The sequence below is a fragment of the Achromobacter sp. 10T422 genome (genome assembly GCF_056394065.1).
Map to the genome: position 1 here is coordinate 95,489 of NZ_JBFTHD010000010.1, position 19,606 is coordinate 115,094.

Annotated in this window: 11 protein-coding genes; 4 read left to right on the top strand and 7 right to left on the bottom strand. The window is 64.8% G+C overall.

All coding sequences use genetic code 11. The annotated features are described in order from the left end of the window. Positions 1–21 precede the first annotated feature (21 nt). Together AC1DB0_RS25615 and AC1DB0_RS25620 are read right to left on the bottom strand one after the other, a co-directional pair. A complete protein-coding gene (locus tag AC1DB0_RS25615; protein WP_175168548.1) occupies positions 22–1,002 on the bottom strand; it encodes a Bug family tripartite tricarboxylate transporter substrate binding protein in 981 nt (326 codons plus the stop codon). 42 nt (positions 1,003–1,044) lie between these two features. After that, on the bottom strand, positions 1,045–2,463 hold the full coding sequence (locus AC1DB0_RS25620; RefSeq protein ID WP_175168549.1) for a M20 family metallopeptidase: 1,419 nt from the start codon (positions 2,461–2,463) through the stop codon (positions 1,045–1,047). A gap of 112 nt (positions 2,464–2,575) precedes the next feature. Here AC1DB0_RS25620 and AC1DB0_RS25625 point away from each other — a divergent pair, with 112 nt between their 5' ends. Further along, the gene (locus tag AC1DB0_RS25625) at positions 2,576–3,508 is read left to right on the top strand and encodes a LysR family transcriptional regulator (protein WP_476758233.1); all 933 of its coding nucleotides are present in this window, start codon (positions 2,576–2,578) and stop codon (positions 3,506–3,508) included. On the opposite strand, the gene AC1DB0_RS25630 is transcribed toward AC1DB0_RS25625, so the two are convergent. From AC1DB0_RS25630 to AC1DB0_RS25645, 4 genes are all read right to left on the bottom strand, one after another. Continuing rightward, a complete protein-coding gene (locus AC1DB0_RS25630; protein ID WP_476758234.1) occupies positions 3,493–6,633 on the bottom strand; it encodes a CheR family methyltransferase in 3,141 nt (1,046 codons plus the stop codon). The genes AC1DB0_RS25625 and AC1DB0_RS25630 overlap by 16 nt on opposite strands. A 244-nt stretch (positions 6,634–6,877) precedes the next feature. Then, the gene (locus AC1DB0_RS25635; RefSeq protein ID WP_476758235.1) at positions 6,878–9,985 is read right to left on the bottom strand and encodes an efflux RND transporter permease subunit; all 3,108 of its coding nucleotides are present in this window, start codon (positions 9,983–9,985) and stop codon (positions 6,878–6,880) included. Further along, positions 9,982–13,092, bottom strand: coding sequence for a multidrug efflux RND transporter permease subunit (locus AC1DB0_RS25640; RefSeq protein ID WP_476758773.1), 3,111 nt, complete (start codon positions 13,090–13,092; stop codon positions 9,982–9,984). The genes AC1DB0_RS25635 and AC1DB0_RS25640 overlap by 4 nt, the downstream gene beginning before the upstream one ends. Before the next feature lie 20 nt (positions 13,093–13,112). Beyond that, the gene (locus tag AC1DB0_RS25645; protein WP_175168554.1) at positions 13,113–14,294 is read right to left on the bottom strand and encodes an efflux RND transporter periplasmic adaptor subunit; all 1,182 of its coding nucleotides are present in this window, start codon (positions 14,292–14,294) and stop codon (positions 13,113–13,115) included. Between the two features lie 150 nt (positions 14,295–14,444). Between AC1DB0_RS25645 and AC1DB0_RS25650 the strand changes: the two genes are divergently transcribed. Continuing rightward, the gene (locus AC1DB0_RS25650) at positions 14,445–15,392 is read left to right on the top strand and encodes a molecular chaperone DnaJ (protein ID WP_175168555.1); all 948 of its coding nucleotides are present in this window, start codon (positions 14,445–14,447) and stop codon (positions 15,390–15,392) included. 38 nt (positions 15,393–15,430) lie between these two features. Here the strand turns inward: AC1DB0_RS25650 and AC1DB0_RS25655 are convergent, their stop codons facing one another. After that, complete coding sequence (locus AC1DB0_RS25655) at positions 15,431–16,675, bottom strand: NnrS family protein (RefSeq protein WP_441372027.1); 1,245 nt, start codon at positions 16,673–16,675, stop codon at positions 15,431–15,433. Positions 16,676–16,923: 248 nt separating this feature from the next. Here AC1DB0_RS25655 and AC1DB0_RS25660 point away from each other — a divergent pair, with 248 nt between their 5' ends. Together AC1DB0_RS25660 and AC1DB0_RS25665 are read left to right on the top strand one after the other, a co-directional pair. Then, entirely contained in the window at positions 16,924–18,186 is a 1,263-nt protein-coding gene (locus AC1DB0_RS25660) for an MFS transporter (protein WP_175168557.1), read from the top strand. 27 nt (positions 18,187–18,213) lie between these two features. Next, the gene (locus AC1DB0_RS25665; protein ID WP_342065675.1) at positions 18,214–19,599 is read left to right on the top strand and encodes a NarK family nitrate/nitrite MFS transporter; all 1,386 of its coding nucleotides are present in this window, start codon (positions 18,214–18,216) and stop codon (positions 19,597–19,599) included. The last annotated feature ends 7 nt before the right edge of the window (positions 19,600–19,606 follow it).

Sequence of the window (19,606 nt, forward strand, 5' to 3'; positions counted from 1 at the left end):
GCGTTTGAATCAAACTTAGCTTCAATCCAGCTTGATGTCGGCCCGCTTGGCCACGTCGCCGAAGGTGCGCAGTTCTTTTGCGATCTGCGCCTGGAACGCCTGGCCCGGCAGGAACACGGGCTCCAGCGCCAGGTCGGTGACCGCCTTGCGCACTTGCGGGTCTTGCATGATTTTTTCGACCGCGCGGTTCAGCGTGTCAACGACCGGCGCGGGCGTGCGGGCAGGTGCCGCCAGCGCGTACCAGCCCACGAAAGACACTTCGGGAATGCCGGCTTCGGCAAAGGTCGGCACGTCGGGCAGTTGCGGCACGCGATGCTCGCCGGTAACGGCCAGCGCGCGCACCTTGCCGGCGCGCACTTGCGGCGCGGCGGACGACACGGTGTCGACGCCCAGCGCCACCTCGCCGCCGATCATCGCGGTGATGAGCTGCGCGCTGCCCTTGTAAGGCACCGGCATCATCTTCGCGCCCACGGCTTCGGCAAACATTTCACCGGCCAGGTGCGGCGCGGAACCCGGGCCGAAGGTGCCGTACATCAGCCCGCCCTTGTCGCTCTGCTGTTTGGCCAGCGTGGCGGCTTGCTGCACGGTGGTGGCCGCCAGGCCGTTTTGCGCAAGCAGCACCACGGGCGCCATGGCGACGATGGCGATGTGTTCGTAGCTGTGCATCGGGTCGTAGGGCAGGGACGCCTTCAGCGCCGGCAGCACGGTGTACGTGGTGCTGCCCGACAGCAGCAGCGTGTAGCCGTCAGGCTGGGCGCGCGCCACGGCATCCGCGCCGATCACGGTAGACGCACCCGGGCGGTTCTCGACGATGACCGATTGCCCCAGGCTGCCCGACAGCTTGTTGGCCAGCAAGCGGGCCACGGCGTCGGTCGCGCCGCCCGGGGTGAACGGCACAACGATCTTGATCGGCTGTTCAGGGTAGGCGGCGTGCGCATCGCCCGCATACGCGGCAACGGCAAGGTTGAACGCCATCACGGCGGCACAAAATCTAGCGGTCATTGCAACGCTCTCGGTCAGTCAGGGGAAATCGGATCAAGCAATTCAGGCGGCAGCGCGGGCAGGCTGGGCGGATGCGCACAGGGTGGAGCCCTGCTCGCCCAAGTCCCAGAACAGGCCGGCCATGATGGCCAGCCCTTCACGCGCCACGCTGCCCAGCAAATGTTCGTTGGGCGCATGCTGTGCGCAGGCCGGGTACGAATGCGGCACCCACAAGGTGGGCAAGCCCAGCTGGTCGGCAAAAATATCGTTGGGCAGCGAGCCGCCCAGGTTCGGCAGCAGCGCGGGACGCTTGCCGGTTGTGCGTTCCAGCGACGTGGCCGCCCAGCGCACCCAGGCGTTGTCGGGCGACAGGCGGGTCGCGCCCGCCTGCATGCCGATGCGCACTTGCACGTCTTCAAAGCCGCCTTGGCGCAGGTGTTCGCGCACATGGGTTTCCAGCGCGCGCCAGTCGGTGCCGACCACAAAGCGCAGTTGGCACCAGGCCACGGCTTCGGGCGGAATGGCGTTGACGGGTTTGGCGGGGTCGCCCGCGCCGAAAGTCAGCACGTCCAGGCTGTTCCAGCCGAATACTTTTTCGGGTGCGGACAGGCCCGGCTCGCCCCACCACGCATTGATCTCGGGGTCGTCCGCGCCGCCGCCCACTTCCAGGTCAGCCAGCGCGCCGGCAACGGCGCCGGGAATGGGGGGCGGGCGCAAGCCGGGAACGGTGATCCGGCCATTCGCGTCCACCAAGGTGCCGATGGCGTGCATCAGGATGATGGCCGGGTTGGCCAGCAGGCCGCCCCAGTTGCCGGAGTGATAGCCGCGTTCTCGCGCACGCAGCTTCAATTCAAAATTCACCGCACCGCGTGACCCCATGAACAGGGTGGGGCGTTCGGCGTTCAGGCGCGGGCCGTCGCTGGCAATGAACACATCGGCGGCCAGGGCGTCGCGCTGCGCCTCGCAAAAGGCGGCAAGGCCCGGCGAGCCGGCTTCTTCACCGGTTTCAATCAGCCACGTGGTGTTAAAGCCCAGCTTGCCGTCGCGCGCCGCAATCACTTGGCGCATGGCTTCCAGGTTGATCGTGTGCTGGCCCTTGTTGTCGGCCGTACCGCGCCCGTACCAGCGGTCGCCCTCGACTTGCAAGCGCCACGGGTCGCGCCCCGCTTCCCATTTGGCGGCGTTGCCGCGCACGACGTCGCCGTGGCCGTACATCAGCATGGTCGGCAGGCCGGCGGCCTCAACGCGGCGCGCCACCAGGATGGGCAAGTCAACGCCCGCAGGGTTGGCATGCACCTCACAGGAAAAGCCCAGTTCGGTCAGCAGCGGGATCAGGTCTTCATTCAAATAGGCATGCTGCGCCGGGGCCTGTTCGGGCACTTCGCTTTCCGTGGCGTAAGCCACCCGTCGCGTCAGCGCGGCGAGCAGCGCGCCGTTGTCATAGGCTTGTACGGCTTGAAGGACGGCTTGTTCGCGATTCACTGCGGCTCTCTGGATAACAAAAGATGCACAAAGTTATTACGCTTCACGACATGCCACAATTAGATAATTAGCATCTTTGCATTGCCTTTTAGGCATGTCTTTAGGAGGCGTGATGATTTCTTTGGCCTTGAGGTACTTCCTGGAGGTGGCGCGCAGCGGCTCCATCGCGGGCGCGGCCAGCGCGCAGCACGTGGCGGCGTCCGCCGTCAGCCGGCAGATCGCCAAGCTGGAAGACAGCCTGGGCATCGTGCTGTTTGAACGCCAGGCGCGCGGCATGGAACTCAGTGAAGCCGGCAGGCAATTGGCTGCCTACGCGAACGCGGCGGCGCTGGAGGCCGACCGCGTCACCACGCAGATCCGGCAGCGCGGACATCTGGGCGACGTCACCATCCGGCTGGCCTGCACGGAAGGGTTCGCCCACCGCTTTCTGCCGCTGAGCATGGCGGAATTCAAGCGCGTGCGGCCCGAGGCGCGCTTTCATTTACATGTGGACCGCCCGGAAGAGGTGACGCGGCACATCCTGGAAGGCCTGTCGCAGATCGCGTTGCGCTACACCACGGCGCAAGACGACCGCCTGAAAACCGAGCTGCTGACGCGCGCACCCGTCTACGCGGTCATGTGCCGCAACCATCCCTTGGCGGGCCGGCGCAGCATCAACATGCGCGAGCTGTCGGAATACCCTTTGTCGGTGGGCGACTACGGCACGACGGTGCGCCAGCTTTTCGATTCGGCCTGTGCGAACGCGGGCCTGCATATCGAACCCGCGTATGTGTCGAACCATTCGGCCGCGTTTCTGCCGATGCTGCCGGGCAGCCGGATCGTGGCGCTATCGGGCTACCTGACGCTGCTGGGTCACGGCGGCGGAGAAAAGCTCGCAGGCGTGCCGTTTACCAACCCAGAGATGCGGCAGCGTAGCATTCAGATGCTGACCTTGCAGGGCAGAACATTGCCCACGCTGGCGCGGGAGTTCATGGCCTTCATGGCGGAGCGCCTGACGGCGGCGCCCCGCTCGCCCGAGGTGGCCGACGCTCAGGGCTGGGCGTGATCAGCGGCATCATCACAGGCTTCCAGCGGCATGTCGATCCGGCAAGTGATGCCATCCTGCCGGAATTCCATTGAGGTTTTGGCGCGCAGCGTAAACGCCAGTGCCTGTTCGATGAGCTCGCGGCCATATCCGCGGCGGGTGGCGTCGGGGGGCTCGGGCAAACCGGATTCCGTCCACACAAGAATCAGGTGATCTTTATCCTTGTCGCCGTGCTCGGTGCGCCATTTGACGTCCAGCTTGCCCGACTCATAGCGCAGCGCGCCGTATTTGATGGCGTTGGTGGCCAGCTCGTGCACGGCCAGCGCCAGGGTCTGGATACGTTCAGGGCTGATATGCACCGCGGGCCCGCTCGTCGTGATCTGACGTTCGTTGCCCAGCGCATCAAGTTCGCGGCGCAACACACCGCCGAACTCGATCTTTTCGCCATTGGATTCGCTGAGCAGGCCCTGCACGCGGCCAAGCGCCGCCAGCCGGGTGTCGAATCGCTGGAAGGGTTCGCCTTCGCCCAGCGTGCGCCGCGCCACGCTTTGCACCAGCGCCAGCAGATTGCGCGTGCGGTGTTGAAGTTCCGAGATCAGCACGCGGTGGCGTCGTTCGGCCCGGGTGATGAGGGTGATGTCGATAAAGGTAACGACCACGCCGTCGACCTGGCTGTCGCTGCTGCGGTACGGCACCAGGCGCAGCAGATAGTGTTTGCCGTCCAGGGTGCCGGCGATGCGGCGTTCGATGGGCTTGTAGTGGGTGTAGACCTGGGCGATATCGTTGGCGAACGAAGGCAGGTCAAAGCGGCTGGCCAGGTCGGTGATCGGGCGGCCGCAGTCGGTGGGCAGGATGTTGAAGACATCGCCCATGGCCGGCGTGAAACTACGGATGATCAGGTCGCGGTCCAGGAACAGGGTGGCGATGGCGGTGCTTTCAAACAGGTTGTGCAGGTCGCTGTTGCTGCGGTCCAGTTCGTCGACCTTGCCGTGCAGCTCGGCGTTGACCGTGTGCAGCTCTTCATTGAGCGATACCAGTTCTTCCTTGGAGGCTTCCAGTTCTTCATTGGTGGACTGGAATTCCTCGTTCACGGACACCAGCTCTTCGTTGGACGACTTCAATTCCTCAAGCGCGGTTTCGTACTCTTCGATCATGGACTGCAACCGTTCGCGGGTGTCGCGCAGTTCCAGCTCAATCTGCTTGGCCGCGCCTTCCTGCGTGAATTGGGTCTGCGCAGCGGCGGCGTCGGGGGGCAGCGACGGCCCTTGATCGGTAAACAGAATCAAGAAGAGCGATTCGCCTTCCTTGTGGTCGGCCAGCGGCTCCACGGTCAACGTCACCTGCTGGACGCGGCCGTCTTCGCCCTCGACGGAAACGTTTTCACGAATCGCCGTCAAGCCGGAGTCGGCGGCTTCAGTCAATAATGTGCGCAAGTCCAGACGCAGCCCCTTGCGCGCCAAAGTCAGCACCTGGCGCGTAGGCACGCCGGCCGCCGCCTCAAGGTATTTGCCGGTGCGCCCTGAGTAATAAACGATGTCACCGCTGCTATCCACCAGAACATGCGGCGGGGCGTGCCGCGCCAGCACCTGGCTGTCCACCGAGTGGCGCAACGCGGATGCCGCCGTCGACGTGCGGCGGTGGCCAGCTGGAGGCGGGTCCGATTTATGCATGGAGGGCAGCGCCATAAAAGGTCGGGGCGGAGCGCCGATATCGGGTCGGCGCTGAAAAATCCGGTGCTTCTTGTCTGCGGGTGAGAACAGGTCGCTGAATTGCGTGACATTTTCCGACATGCCCAGGAATAAATAACCGCCCGGACGCAGGGAATAATGGAATGTCGGAATGACCTGCTTTTGAATGCCCGCGCCGAAATAGATCAGCAGGTTGCGGCACGACACCAGGTCGATGCGGGAAAAGGGCGGATCGCGCAGCACGTTATGCGGCGAAAAAATGCAGAGATCGCGTATTTGCTTGCTGACGACGAATGAGTCGCCGTCGGCGATGAAAAAGCGGCGGCGCCGTTCAGGCGATACGTCTTCAAGCAGCGCCCCGGGGTAGCGCGCGGCGCGGGCAACGGCCAGCGCCCGGTCGTCAATATCGGTGGCAAAGAGTTGCACGCGCGGCACGACGGCCAGGGTGTCCATGTGCTCGCGCAACAAGATGGCCAGGGAATAGACCTCTTCGCCCGTCGCGCAACCCGGCACCCAGACGCGCACCGTTTCCGTGGCGCCCCGGCCCTCTAGCAACTGAGGAATGACCAGATTCAGCAACGCATTGAAGGCGTCGGCATCGCGAAAGAAGTTGGTCACGCTGATCAGCAAGTCGCGAAACAGGGCGCCCGATTCTTGCGGTTCTTGCTTCAGGAAATCGATATACGCGCTGATCGTCGGCACCTGATTGACGTTCATGCGCCGTTGCACCCGGCGCATGAACGTCTTGCTCTTGTAGCCGCTGAAATCGTGGCCGATGCGCGTGCGCAACAAGCCATAGATTTCGTTCTTGGCGGCTTCGAGCTGCACGCGCTCCTGGCCTTGGGCGTCATCGCCGTTCAGGTCGTCCAGATGACTCAAGCCTGCCGCGAAGGTGATCAGCTTGGTGCCCATTTGATCGGCGGGAACGATGAAGTCCACCATGCCCGATGCAATGGCGCTGCCCGGCATTTCCGGGCTGCTGGGGCCGAAGCCGTCGGGCGCTTGCGCGAGCGTCAAGCCGCCGTGTTCCTTGATCGTCTTGATGCCAAGGGTGCCGTCCGAATCGCCGCCCGAGAGGACGACGCCTGCGGCGAAGTCGCCGATGTCCAGCGCCAGCGATGAAAAAAACAGGTCGATCGGGCGGGGGCCACGTTGCTCGGGCATGCGTTTGCGCAGCCGCAGGCGGCCTTCATGAATCGACATGACGGCATCGGCGGGCAGCACGTACACGTTATTGACCATCACCGGCATGTCTTGCTCGGCGGTTTGCACGGTCATTGCCGTGTATCGCTGAATGACTTCCGGCAGATGGCTTTCGCGCGTGGGACTCAGGTGGGTCAGCACCACAAAAGCCAGCCCGGGCTCGGGAGGCACGCCGCGGAAGAACCCTTCAAGCGCTTCGATACCGCCGGCGGATGCGCCAATACCCACAATGGGAAATTCCGTCTGGAGAATCATGGTCTCTTTGGCCTTGTGGACCAGGCAAACAGCGTATTAGGCATCGGTGAATCTGGGTCGGTGAAACAACGCGCTGTTCAATGGTCTCAAAGGAAGGGCTGACAGCGCGGCGCGTGCATATTCCTTTTTATTGCGTTCAATGTCGGAATACACGCAGCGACATTACCATGGCTGCTCCGTAAATTGGGGCGCAGGTTGCGTGCGGCTGACCTAGTACGATCAGCCTATCGGAATAGGCCGCGGTTTATGCGGTTGCACCGTTGCGTGCGCCGCGCCATTTCAGCCGTAATCGCTCCAGCCCCAAATAAACAATGGGTGTCGTATAGAGCGTCAGAAACTGGCTGATCATTAATCCGCCGACGATGGCGATGCCCAGCGGGCGTCGCAGCTCGGACCCTTCGCCCATGCCCAATACCAGAGGCAAAGCGCCTAGAAGTCCCGCCAAATTGGTCATCACAATGGGGCGCAGGCGCAGCATGGCGGCGCGGTGAATCGCCTGTTCGGGCGTCAGCCCTTCACGCCGTTCCAGGCTGAGCGCAAAGTCAATCATCAAAATGGCGTTCTTCATGACGATGCCGACAAGCAGGAACAGGCCTAGCAGCGCAATCAGGGTGAACTCGATGTTGGCAAGGCGCAACGCCAGCAGCGCGCCAACGCCCGCCGAGGGTAATGTCGACAAAATCGTCAGCGGATGCAGCGGGCTTTCATACAGGATGCCCAGCACCAGATAGATGGCGACCAGCACCGCCAGGATCAGCCAGGGCTGGTCTTGCAGGCTTTGCTGGAAGTTGCGGGCGTCGCCGCCCAGCCGCGTCTGGATTGTGGAGGGCACCATCAGCTTGGCCAGGGTGGTGTCGATGGCGGCCAACCCTTGCTCCAGCGACACGCCCGGCGCCAGCGAAAAACCCACCCCCACGGCGGCGAACAGCCCGTCGTGGAAGACGCGGTCATTGACCAGCCCGTTGTCATACGTGGCGAATGCGGTCAGCGGCACGCGAGTGCCGTCGGCAGCCACGACGTACACCTGTTCGAGCACCTCGGGGTCTTCCGTGTAGCGGGGGTCCAGCTCCAGCACCACGCGGTACTGGTTCATGGCGTCGTACAACGTGGCGACCTGGCGCTGGCTGAATGAGTTGCTCAGCACGCTGCTGATCGTGTTCATGTCCACGCCCAGCCGTTGCGCCGCGCTGCGGTCGATGTTGATCACGACCTGCTGCGTGGCGCCGTCGCCTTCGGCGTCCACATCGCGCAGTTCGGGGATGTCTTGCATGGCCTTGGAAATCTTGCGCGACCATTGCCGCAGCGCCGGCACGTCGCTGGCCATGATGGCCAGTTCGTGGTCGCCGGCGTTGCCGAACCCGCCAGGCATCCGCAAGTCCTGGTCTACGTTCAAAAAGAACATGCCGCCCGGCACGGCGGGCGCATTCGTGCGCAGCCAGTTGATGACGGCGGTGGATGATTCACCGCGTTCGGCCACGGGTTTGAGCCGGATCAGGAACAGTGAATTGCTGATGCCCAGGCCGCCACCGTTGTAGCCAATGACGTCTTGCACGGCCGGGTGCTTCAGCACCAGTTGGCGGTATTGATCAATCTTGGGCTGCATGACCTGGAAAGAGAAACCGTCATCGCCGCGTACGAAACCCATCAGCTGCCCGGTGTCTTGCACCGGCAGGAAGCCCTTGGGCGCTTCTATATATAGATAGACGTTCAAGCCAACGACGCCAGCCAGCAGCAACAAGGTCAGGCGCGCATGGCCCAGCACGCGCGTGAGGGACTTGCCGTACCAAGCATGCGCGCGGCCGAAGGCGGCTTGCATGCGGGACGGGCGGGGCGGGTGAGGCGATGGGCCGGCGCCCGTCGCAGGCGTGGCCGGATGCCCCCCCGGTTTGAGCCAGCGGGCGCAGAGCGCGGGAATGATCGCCACCGAGACCACCAGCGAAATCACCGTGGCGGCCACCAGCGTGATCGAAAATTCGCGGAACAGCCGTTCGACCAGGCCGCCCATGAACAGGATGGACACGAACACGACGCTTAGCGCCAGCGTCATGGCGACCAGCGTGAAGCCCACTTCGCACACGCCGCGCAGGGCGGCCTGGCGGGGAGACAGGCCACGTTCGATGTGGCGCGAGATATTCTCCAGCACCACGATGGCGTCATCCACCACCAGGCCGGCGGCCACGATCAGCGCCATCAGCGACAGGTTGTTCAGCGAAAAGCCAAACAGGTACATGACGGCGAAGGTGGCGATCAGGCACACCGGAATCGCTACGCTGGGAATCGCTGCCGCGCGCGCATTGCCCAGGAACAGCCACACCACCAGGATGACCAGCGCCGTCGCCAGCGCCAGCGTGATGTGGGCTTCGCGCAGCGTGGCGTTGATGCCGGGTGAGCGGTCCAGCGCCACGGTCAGGTCCACGTCGGCGGGCATCAGTGCGCGCAAGCCGGGCAAGGCGTCGTTGATGGCGCCGATGGTTTCAATGATGTTGGCGCCGGTCTGGCGGCTGATCGTCAGCACCACGGCCGGGTTGTGGTTGTGAAAGCCGCTGCTATAGCGGTTTTCGACGGAATCACTGACCTTGGCCACTTGCGATAGCCGGATCACCGCGCCGTCTTCGTGGCGCACGATCAGGCTGTTGTAGTCATGCGCGGTGCGGGGCTGCTCGGGCGTGCCGACTTCCCAGCGCTGGCCGGCCGAATCCAGCTGGCCCAGTGGGCGCATCGGCGCGGCGTTTGAGATGGCTTGGCGCACGTCGTCCAGCGCCACGCCGTAATGGGCCAGCGCGTTGGGGTTGACCTGCACGCGCACGGCGGGCAGCGAGCTGCCGCCCATGGTCACTTCGCCTACGCCATTGATTTGCGACAGCTTTTGCGCCAACACCGTCGAACCCAGGTCATACAGCTGGCCGGCGGGGCGGGTGGCGGAACTGAGCGCCAGCGCCATGATGGGCGCTTGCGACGGGTTGACCTTGCGGTACGTGGGGTTGCCCGGCATGCCCGCCGGAAGCTCGGCGCGCGCCGCGTTGATGGCGGCTTGCACGTCGCGGGCGGCTTCGTTGATGTCGCGGTCCAGGTCGAACTGCAACTGCACGCGAGTGGCGCCCTGGTTGCTGGACGAGGTCATGGCGCTGACGCCCGCGATGCTGCCCAGCGCCCGTTCCAGCGGCGCGGCCACGGTGCTGGCCATGCTTTCGGGGCTGGCGCCGGGTAACTCGGCGCGCACTTCAATGGTGGGGAAGTCGACTTGGGGCAGCGGCGACACGGGCAGCAGCCGCCACGCGACGGCGCCCAGCAACGTCAATGCGATCGCCAGGAAGATGCAGGCGACCGGGCGGTGCAGCAAGGCCCGGATCATGCGTCGGACCCGTCAGCGCGGGCGGTTGGCGTGGCGGAGGTGGTGGGGTGGGTGGGGTGGGTGGGAACACCGCGCCGTTGCCCCAGCCGGTGAAAGAACAGATACACGGCCGGCGTCGTGAACAGCGTCAGCACCTGGCTGACCAGCAGCCCGCCCACCATGACCCAGCCCAGCGGCTGGCGCAGTTCCGCGCCGGAGCCGGTGGCCAGCATCAGGGGCAACGCGCCGAACAAGGCGGCCAGCGTGGTCATCAGAATGGGGCGCAGGCGCAGCAGCGCCGCTTCGCGGATGGCGGCTTGCGGCGCCAGCCCGCGCGTGCGTTCGGCTTCCAGCGCGAAGTCCACCATCATGATGCCGTTCTTTTTCACCAGGCCGATCAGCAAAATAATGCCGATCACGGCAATCAGATCCAGCGGCCGGCCCGTGATCAGCAACGCCAGCAACGCACCCACGGTGGCTGACGGCAGCGTCGACAGAATGGTGATGGGGTGGATGGCGCTTTCATACAGCATGCCCAGCACCAGATACATGGTGACGACAGCGGCCAGCATCAGCCACAGCGTGTTCGACAACGACGCCTGGAACGCCGACGCCGCGCCTTGCAGGCGCAGTTCCACGCTGGGCGGCATGGCGATGTCTTGCTTGGCGGCTTCAATGGCGGCGATGGCTTCGCCCAGCGAACCGCCCGGCGGCAGGTTGAACGACAGGTTCACCGCCGGAAATTGCGACAGGTGGTTCACCGCCAGCGGCACGGCGCGTTCGCTGACGGTGGCCAGCGCCGACAGCGGAATCGCCTGGCCGTCTTCGGTTTGCAGGTGGATGCGTTCCAGCGCGTCGGGGCTTACGGCCATGGAGCGGTCCACTTCCAACACCACACGATATTGGTTCGACTGCGTGAACAGCGTCGCCACCTGGCGTTGGCCGAAGGCGTTGTACAGCGTCTGCACCACGTCGTCCATCGTCACGCCCAGGCGGGCGGCGGTGTCGCGGGACACTTGCAAATAGGCTTGGCGGCCGTCGCCTTGCAGGTCGGACGACACATCGGCCAGCGCGGGCGACTCGGCCAGGCGCTGTGTCAGCGCGTGGCTCCATTGCGTCAACAAGGCGCTGTCGGGCGACGTCAGGGTGAACTGGAACTGGCCACGGCTGACGCGGTCTTCGATGTTCAGTTCCTGCACGGGTTGCAGATAGAGCGAAATGCCGTGAACCTCGCGGGCACGCGCATCCAGCCGCGCCATCACGTCCGCCAGCGGCGCGCTGCGTTCGCCCCAGGGCTTCAGGTTGATCAGCAGGCGGCCGGTGTTCAGCGTCGTGTTCATGCCGTCGATGCCAATGAAGGACGACAGGCTTTCTACGTCGGGGTCGGCCAAGAGGCTGGCGGCCACGGCTTGCTGGCGGCGCGACATCGCGTCAAACGATGTGCTTTGGGACGACTGCGTCACGCCTTGCAGCACGCCGCCATCCTGCACCGGGAAAAACCCTTTAGGTACGGCCAGATAGAGCAGACCGGTCAACACCACCGTACCCACCATTACCAGCAGCGTCAGGCGCTGATGGCGCAGCGTGACGTCCAGCCAGCCGGCATAGCGCGCCTGGATGCGGTCCAGCAGACCGGGGCGGGATTCCACATGCGCGGGCAACAGGCGCGCGCACATCATCGGCGTGAGCGTCAGCGACACCGCCAGAGAAATCAGGATGGCCACGGCCAGCGTGATGGCGAATTCCCGGAATAGCCGGCCGACCACGTCTTCCATGAACAGCAGCGGAATCAGCACGGCGATGAGCGACAGCGTCAGCGACACCAGCGTGAAGCCGATCTGCCCCGCGCCCTTTAACGCTGCCGACATCGGGCTATGGCCCTGTTCGCGGTAACGGGCAATGTTCTCCAGCATGACGATGGCGTCGTCCACGACGAAACCCGCGCCGATGGTCAGCGCCATCAGCGTCAGGTTATTGGTGGAAAAGCCGGCCAGGTGCATGAAGCCGAACGTGCCGATCAAGGACAGCGGCACGGCCAGGCTGGGGATCAGCGTGGCGGGCAGATTGCGCAGGAACAGAAACGTCACCAGCACAACCAAGCCCACGGCGAACACCAGTTCCCATTGCACGCCGCGTACTGATGCGCGAATGCTCTCGGTACGGTCGGTCAGAATGCGGACCTGKGCGGCGGCCGGCAGGCTGGCGGTCAGTTGCGGCAGCAGCGCCTTGACCTGGTCGGCCACGGCGATGACGTTTGCGCCCGGCTGGCGCTGGATGTTGACGAGCACGGCGGGTTGTTTGTCGACCCAGGCCGCCAGGTAGCGGTCTTCAGCGCCGTCCTCGACGGTGGCGACCTGGCCCAGCCGCACCGGCGCGCCGTTCTTCCAGGCCACGATCAGTTCGCGGTATTCGTCGGCGCTTTGCAGCTGGTCGTTCGCGTCCATGATGACCGAGCGCACCGGGCCGTCGAAGCTGCCCTTGGGCTGATTGGAATTGGCCTTGCTGATGGCTTCCTGCACGTCAGACAGTTGCAGCCCGCGCGCGGCCAACGCCATCGGGTTGACCTGCACGCGCACGGCGGGCCGMTGGCCGCCGGCCAGGCTCACCATGCCCACGCCAGACAGCTGCGACAGGCGTTGCGTCATGCGCGTGTCGACCAGGTCATAGACTTTGGGCAGCGGCAGGGAATCAGACGTTACCGCCAGCGTCAGGATCGGCACGTCGGCGGGGTTGACCTTGCGGTAGACGGGCGGCGTCGGCAAGTCGTTGGGCAGCAGCGAGCCGCTGGCGCTGATGGCGGCCTGCACTTCCTGTTCGGCCACGCCCAGCGATACATCCAAGGAAAATTGCAGCGTGATGACCGAGATGCCGCTGCCGCTGGTGGACGACATCTGCTTCAAGCCCGGTATCTGCCCGAAGCGCCGTTCCAGCGGCGCCGTCACCGCGCGCGCCGTCACGTTGGGACTCGCGCCCGGATACGGGGTCGTGACCTGGATGATGGGGTAATCAACCTGCGGCAGCGCGGCCACCGGCAGCATGCGCCAGGCCAGAATGCCCGACAGCAGCAGGGCGATCATCAGGAAGGACGTCGCCACGGGGCGCAGGATGAAGGGGCGTGACAGGCTCATGCGCGGGTCAGGGTCAACAATCAGGTTAGGGATTCAACGATCTGGACGCCGCGGCCGTCATGCAGACGGTCCACGCCTTCGACCACAACGCGTTCGGTAGGGGCGAGCCCCGCTTCCACGACGACGCGGCCGGCGTTGGCGGGGCCAAGTTGCAGCACGCGGCGGGTGGCGCGGGTGTCCTCGCCAATGACGAATACGAACGCGCCTTCCGAGCCGTACTGCACGGCGGCCGACGGAATGGTGACGGCGTTGTCTTGCTGCACCACCGCCAGCCGGATGTTCACGAACTGATTCGGAAACAGCGATTCGTCGGCGTTGTCGAAGCGGGCGCGCAGGCGCACGGTGCCGCTGGTGGTTTGAATGCGATTGTCCAGCGCTTCCAGCGTGCCTTCGGCCAGCACGCGGCGGTCGTCGGCGTCCCAGGCTTCTACGCGCAGCACGGCGGTCTTGGCTTGCGCCCGGCGCAGAATGTCGAGCCGCGTTTCCGAAATGCTGAAGATCGCGGAAATGGGCATCGTCTGCACCACCGTCGTCAGCCCGTCGGTGTCGCTCGCCCGTACATGGTTACCGGCGTCGACGCGGCGCAGCCCGATGCGGCCGTCCTGCGGCGCCACGATACGGGTGTGGTCAAGCAGGCGCTGCGCGTCGGCCACTTGGGCGCGGTTCAGTTGGCGTTGCGCGAGGTAGGCGCGCACCTGGGCTTCGGCGGTGTCCAGTTGCTGCCCGGCCACGGCTTCCTGGCGGGCCAGCTTGCGGTAGCGTTGAAGGTCGGCTTGGGCGTTGTCCAGCAGTGCTTGCGTGCGCGCCAGCTCGCCTTCGGCGGCGGCCAGCGCGGTTTGATAGGGGCGGGCGTCGATCTCGGCCAGCAACTGGCCGCGCGTGACTGCCTGGCCTTCAGTGAAGTGCAGCCGCATCAATTCGCCATCCACCTGGCTGCGCAACACGACGTGCGACAGCGGCGTGATGGTGCCTAGCGCATGCAGATCGCGTTGCAGCGGGCCGACGCGCGCCGTCGCCACGCTGACCGCCACGGGAATTTGCCCGTATTCGGGAGGGCGGGGAGCTGCCGGGCCTTTTTCTCTTGTCAGCCAGTACGCGGCCCCGATCAGCACAGCCAGCAACAGAGCGGCGGTGATCAGGAACAAGCGCTTGCGTCTAGGAGTGTGGCCCGCAAAGGTGGGGTGAAACGGGGGCAGAGACATCTAGGCTGCCATTCCAGGGTGTTGCGGACAGCCGTGATTCTATATTAATAATAATGATTAGCGTTATTGATGAAGATTTTCAAGAGGGGTTTGCACGAATCGTTTAGAGTGGCGGCTAATTTCTATACCCGGTCAGCAAGGAGCAGGTCCATGGGCGAACATTCCCTAGAAAGTCCGCGTCAATATTTCGAACGTCTTCAGGCCCGGCTTGAGACGGAAAACGCCCGGTTGCAGCAGTGGGGCGCGGTGGAAGCCGAGTACCAGCGCAAGTACACCGAAGGCCTGGTGCCGCTGGAAACCCAGTTGCAGGAACTGCGCATGAAGCTCGTGCTGTGCTTTGATCACGCGCACAAGAACATGGGCTTGTCCAAGGCCGAACGCGAATTCGTGTCCGAGCTCGTCACCGAGTTCTCGGAAGAATTGCTGTTGCTGGCCGAGAAGGGCGAATTGCCAGCTGGCTGCGACGCCGAGCGTCTGAAGACGCTGTACAAGAAGCACAGCGGCGCTGACTACGATGTGGCCGCCGTCGAAGAAACCGAAGTCGCGAAGGCCGAACTGATCGAAGCGCTGGAGCTGGACCGGGACACCGACCTGTCCACGTTCACGCCCGCGCAATTGCTGCGCATCATCCAGGATCAAGCCGAGGACGACGAGGACGCCGAGGAACTCTTGGCCGTGGCGCGCGCCGCCACGCGCAGCACGACGCCCAACGCGGTGGTGTGGCAAGCGATGCAAGACGAGGAAGCGGCGCGCCGCCAGCAGGGCACAGCGGATCTGACGCCGGTGGGCGAGGTGGCCGACGACGGTCTGGCCAAGGCCAACGCCACGCTGCAAGCCCAGCTGGACGAAGTGCTGCATCAAGCCAGCTACGCGGAAGAAGGCTTCAAACTGCGTTACGACCTGGACCCGTTCGCGTCGTTCGACCCGGACACGGTGCTGGAAGACCTGGACGCCGATATCGAAGACATCCAGGAATACATCCGCGAACTGGAACACGAGGTGATGCAGTTTTCAGACCAGGCGCTGCTCAAGGGCTGGCTGAAGGCGATGAAGCGCGAAATCGCGGCGATTGAACGCCGCGAAGGCCGCGAAGGGTAATTCCCGCGCCTCGCCCCGCGCGACTGGGTGCGCGCCGCTCAGGTCTGCCTGGCAACCGGCACGACCCGCAACCCAGACGCCGCCGCAGGGGCGGCGTCTGCACGTGGGCGGATCATCAGCGGAAAGAAGCGCCACAGGTACAGGCCCAGCGCCAGCACCCAGGCGGCGGTTGACGCGTGCAGCAAGCCGATGCTTGCCACGGTAGGCAGCAGGGCGGCCAAACGCAGTGCGGCGGCCAGCAGCATCAGGACGTAGCTGGCGACCATGCTGCGGTCGGTGCGCAAGGGCCGGCCCAGATGGCCGAGCGCGGTGCGCGTCACCATGCCCAGAATCAATACCGAAAAGCCTGCGACGCCGATGGCATGCGCAGGCCAGGCGGCGCGGATGACATAGCCGCCCAGGTGCGCCGCGCCGACCAGCAGGCCGATGGCCAGCCCGCCGTAACCGGCATACAGAATCCACAGCAGCGGCACGCGGCGCACGGCCCAGGGCTTCCACGACAGCCATTGCACCATCGCAATGACTCCCGTGGCGGCCAGCGCCAGCGCGGCAATGCGGGGCTGGCCCGCCAGCAGGCAAACGATGGCGGCGATGCCCGTACCCAATTGCCAGTGGCCGCTACGCGTGTGCGGGGGAATTTCCAGCCCGGCCACCGCGCGCTTGGCGAAAAACGGAATGACGCGGCGGGCGATCAGCAAGGTCAGCACCGCCATGCACAACAAGCCGGCATTGAAGTAGCGCATCAAGGCCAGGTAATCGCCCTGGACGGCGGCCCAAAGATATAGCGCGTTGGTCGCCGCCAGCCCCAGCAGCAGCACCGGCACGCCTGCGTTGCGGCGGTTGCGCGTGACCCAGACGGCGCGGCCCAATGCGGCGGCGCCCCAGACGAAGAACGCCAGGTCCGCCACCACCGCGATCAGAAAAGCCGTGCGCCCCGGCACCAGATACCCGGCACGCGCCACGACCCACAATCCGCACAGCCCGGCCAGCGCGTTGCCGCGCAAGGGGTTCTTGCCCGTCCAGTTGGCGCCCGCCGTCAGCAAAAAGCCCACGGCGATGGTGGCGACAAAGCCCCACAACATTTCGTGCGCATGCCAGAACACGCCGCCCAGCAGGCCGGTGATACGGCCGGGCGCATGCACCCATAGCCAGACGGATACCAGCGCCCAGAAGCAGCCGGCGAGATACAGGGGGCGAAACCCCATTTCGGTAAAGGCCGCCCATTGCGGACGGGGGCGGCCGGCGGGCGATCCGGGTTCTTCCAGAGTGAGTAGCGGGGGCATGGCGGTGTCTCGCCTTTAAAGGTGTATTTGAAATGCATATTAATGCGCTCAGCGGCGCGCGGCCAGTGAAAAAGCTTGATCCCGCGCAAACGCAGGCGGGAAGCCGGGGTGACTAGACACATTGGCAGGGGCCGGATGGTCAGCTGGCGAATGGCCGCGGCGGGGCGGCGTGCCTAGGCTAGCCACATGTCTTCGTGAGCAAAGCGAGAGTAACCATGACAGCAGCAACATCCCCGTCCGGCAGGCCGATGCGGGTTCTGATTTCCAGCACGTTCGCCTTCACCATCTGTTTCGCCGTGTGGATGATCTTCGCGGTGCTGGGCATCCCCATCAAAGCGCAGCTTGGCTTGTCCGAAACGCAGTTCGGCCTGTTGGCCGCCATGCCGGTGCTGACGGGTTCGCTCGTGCGGGTGCCGCTGGGCATCTGGACCGACCGCTACGGCGGCCGCCCGGTGTTCTTCATTCTGATGCTGTTGGCGGTGGTGCCGATCTGGCTGCTGTCTTATGCCACCGAGTACTGGCAGTTTCTGGTGCTGGCGCTGTTCGTCGGCCTGACGGGCGGCTCGTTCTCGGTCGGCACGCCCTACGTGGCGCGCTGGTTCCCGCGCAACAAGCAGGGCTTGGCCATGGGCGTGTTCGGCGCCGGCAACTCGGGGTCAGCCATCACCAAGTTCGTGGCGCCGGCCTTGATGGCGGCTGCCGGCGGCGCGTGGGTCATCGTGCCGCAGGTGTATGCCGTGGCGCTGCTCGTCACCGCCGTGCTGTTCTGGATGTTCTCGGCGTCCGACCCGGCGCACCGCGTCACGCAACGCGCAACCTTGTCGGCGCAGTTCGCCATGCTGAAAGACCCGCGCGTCTGGCGCTACTGCCAGTACTACTCGGTGGTGTTCGGCGGCTACGTGGCGCTGGCGCTGTGGATGACCAAGTACTACATCGGCGAATACGGTTTCGACATGAAGCTGGCCGCGCTGCTGGCCGCCTGCTTCTCGTTGCCGGGCGGCGTGTTGCGCGCCCTGGGCGGCTGGATCTCGGACCGCTATGGCGCCTACAAGACCACGTGGTGGGTGATGTGGGTGTGCTGGGTGGCGTTCTTCCTTTTGAGCTACCCGCAAACGGAATTCACCGTCATGACGGCCAATGGCGCAAAAAGCTTTGGCATCGCGCTGGGCCCGGTCACGTTCACCGTGCTGCTGTTTGTGGTCGGCATCGCGATGGCTATCGGCAAGGCCTCCGTCTTCAAGTTCATCTCGGACGAGTTCAGCGACAACATCGGCGCCGTGTCCGGCATCGTGGGGTTGGCGGGTGGGTTGGGCGGATTCGTGCTGCCCATTCTGTTCGGCGTGCTGCTGGACCTGACCGGCGTGCGCTCCAGCGCCTTCATGTTGCTGTACGGCACGGTCTGCGTGTCGCTGATCTTCATGCACTTCAGTTTCCGGCCGGAAAGCACGGCGCGTGGCCAGGCCAGTGCGGCCGCCGCCATCGCCGCCAACGCCCGCAAGCAGGCCGCCTGATCTCTCATTTTCCGCAAAGAGCCTCTCATGTCCACTCAAGTTCTATCCCGTTGGGAGCCGGAAAACCCCGGCTTCTGGAAGCAGACCGGCGCGCGCATCGCCAACCGCAATCTCTGGATTTCGATACCCGCCTTGATGCTGGCGTTCAGCATCTGGATGCTGTGGAGCGTGGTCGTCGTGAACCTGGACCGCGCCGGTTTCATGCTGTCGAAGAATCAGCTGTTCTGGCTGACGGCGTTGCCCGCGCTGTCGGGCGCGACCTTGCGCATCTTCTATTCTTTTCTGGTGCCGGTGTTTGGCGGGCGCAAGTGGACGGCCATTTCCACGGCCTCGCTGCTGATCCCGGCGCTTGGCATGGGTTTTGCCTTGCGTGACCCCACTACGTCGTTTCCGACCCTGCTGATCCTGGCCTTGCTGTGCGGCTTGGGCGGCGGCAACTTCAGTTCCAGCATGGCCAACATCAGCTTCTTTTTTCCTAAGGAAAAGAAGGGCTTGGCGACGGGGCTGAATGCGGGCATCGGCAATCTGGGGGTGTCGCTGGCGCAGTTCGTGGTGCCGGTCGTGATCTCGGTCGGGGTGTTCGGCGTGGCCGGTGGCGCGCCGCAGGCAATCACCGTCAACGGCGCGCAGCAGAACCTGTGGCTGCAGAACGCGGGCTTCATCTGGGTGATTCCCATCGCCATCGCGGCCATCGCCGCGTGGTTCGGCATGAACGATATCGCCGATGCGCGCGCATCGTTCGCGGACCAGGCGGTGATCTTCAAGCGCAAGCACAACTGGTTGATGTGCTGGCTGTATGTGGGCACGTTCGGGTCGTTCATCGGCTTTTCGGCGGGTTTCGCCATGTTGACGAAGACGCTGTTTCCGCAGGTGGACCCGATGACGTACGCGTTTCTGGGGCCGCTGGTGGGCTCGCTGACCCGTCCGCTAGGCGGCTGGGTGTCCGACAAGCTGGGCGGCGCGCGCGTCACGCTGTTCACCTTCGCCGGCATGATCGCCGCGGTGCTGGGCGTGGTGACGTTCCTGCCCGTGGCGGGCCAGGGCGGCGACTTCAACGGCTTTCTGGCGATGTTCATCGTGCTGTTCGCGTTGACCGGCCTGGGCAACGGCTCCACGTTCCGCATGATCCCCGTGATCTTCCTGCGCGAACGCACGCAGGCCGCGCAAGGCAAGGGCGCGGCGGGCCAGAAGCAGGCCATGAGCGAAGCGGCCAAGGAATCGGCGGCGGTGCTGGGCTTTTCGGGCGCGATTGGCGCGTATGGCGGCTTCTTCATTCCGCGCAGCTTCGGCACGTCGCTGGAGATGACGGGCGGCGTGCAGGCCGCGCTGTATTGCTTCATCGGGTTTTACGCGACCTGCATGCTGATTACGTGGTGGTACTACGCGCGCCGCAACGCGCCGGTGCCGTGCTGATGGCCCG

Excerpts from the sequence above, each read along its gene's own strand:
- AC1DB0_RS25615 (WP_175168548.1), bottom strand. The coding sequence starts at position 1,002 with ATGACCGCTAGATTTTGTGCCGCCGTGATGGCGTTCAACCTTGCCGTT.
- AC1DB0_RS25625 (WP_476758233.1), top strand. The coding sequence starts at position 2,576 with ATGATTTCTTTGGCCTTGAGGTACTTCCTGGAGGTGGCGCGCAGCGGC.
- AC1DB0_RS25630 (WP_476758234.1), bottom strand. The coding sequence starts at position 6,633 with ATGATTCTCCAGACGGAATTTCCCATTGTGGGTATTGGCGCATCCGCC.
- AC1DB0_RS25635 (WP_476758235.1), bottom strand. The coding sequence starts at position 9,985 with ATGATCCGGGCCTTGCTGCACCGCCCGGTCGCCTGCATCTTCCTGGCG.
- AC1DB0_RS25645 (WP_175168554.1), bottom strand. The coding sequence starts at position 14,294 with ATGTCTCTGCCCCCGTTTCACCCCACCTTTGCGGGCCACACTCCTAGA.
- AC1DB0_RS25650 (WP_175168555.1), top strand. The coding sequence starts at position 14,445 with ATGGGCGAACATTCCCTAGAAAGTCCGCGTCAATATTTCGAACGTCTT.
- AC1DB0_RS25655 (WP_441372027.1), bottom strand. The coding sequence starts at position 16,675 with ATGCCCCCGCTACTCACTCTGGAAGAACCCGGATCGCCCGCCGGCCGC.
- AC1DB0_RS25660 (WP_175168557.1), top strand. The coding sequence starts at position 16,924 with ATGCGGGTTCTGATTTCCAGCACGTTCGCCTTCACCATCTGTTTCGCC.
- AC1DB0_RS25665 (WP_342065675.1), top strand. The coding sequence starts at position 18,214 with ATGTCCACTCAAGTTCTATCCCGTTGGGAGCCGGAAAACCCCGGCTTC.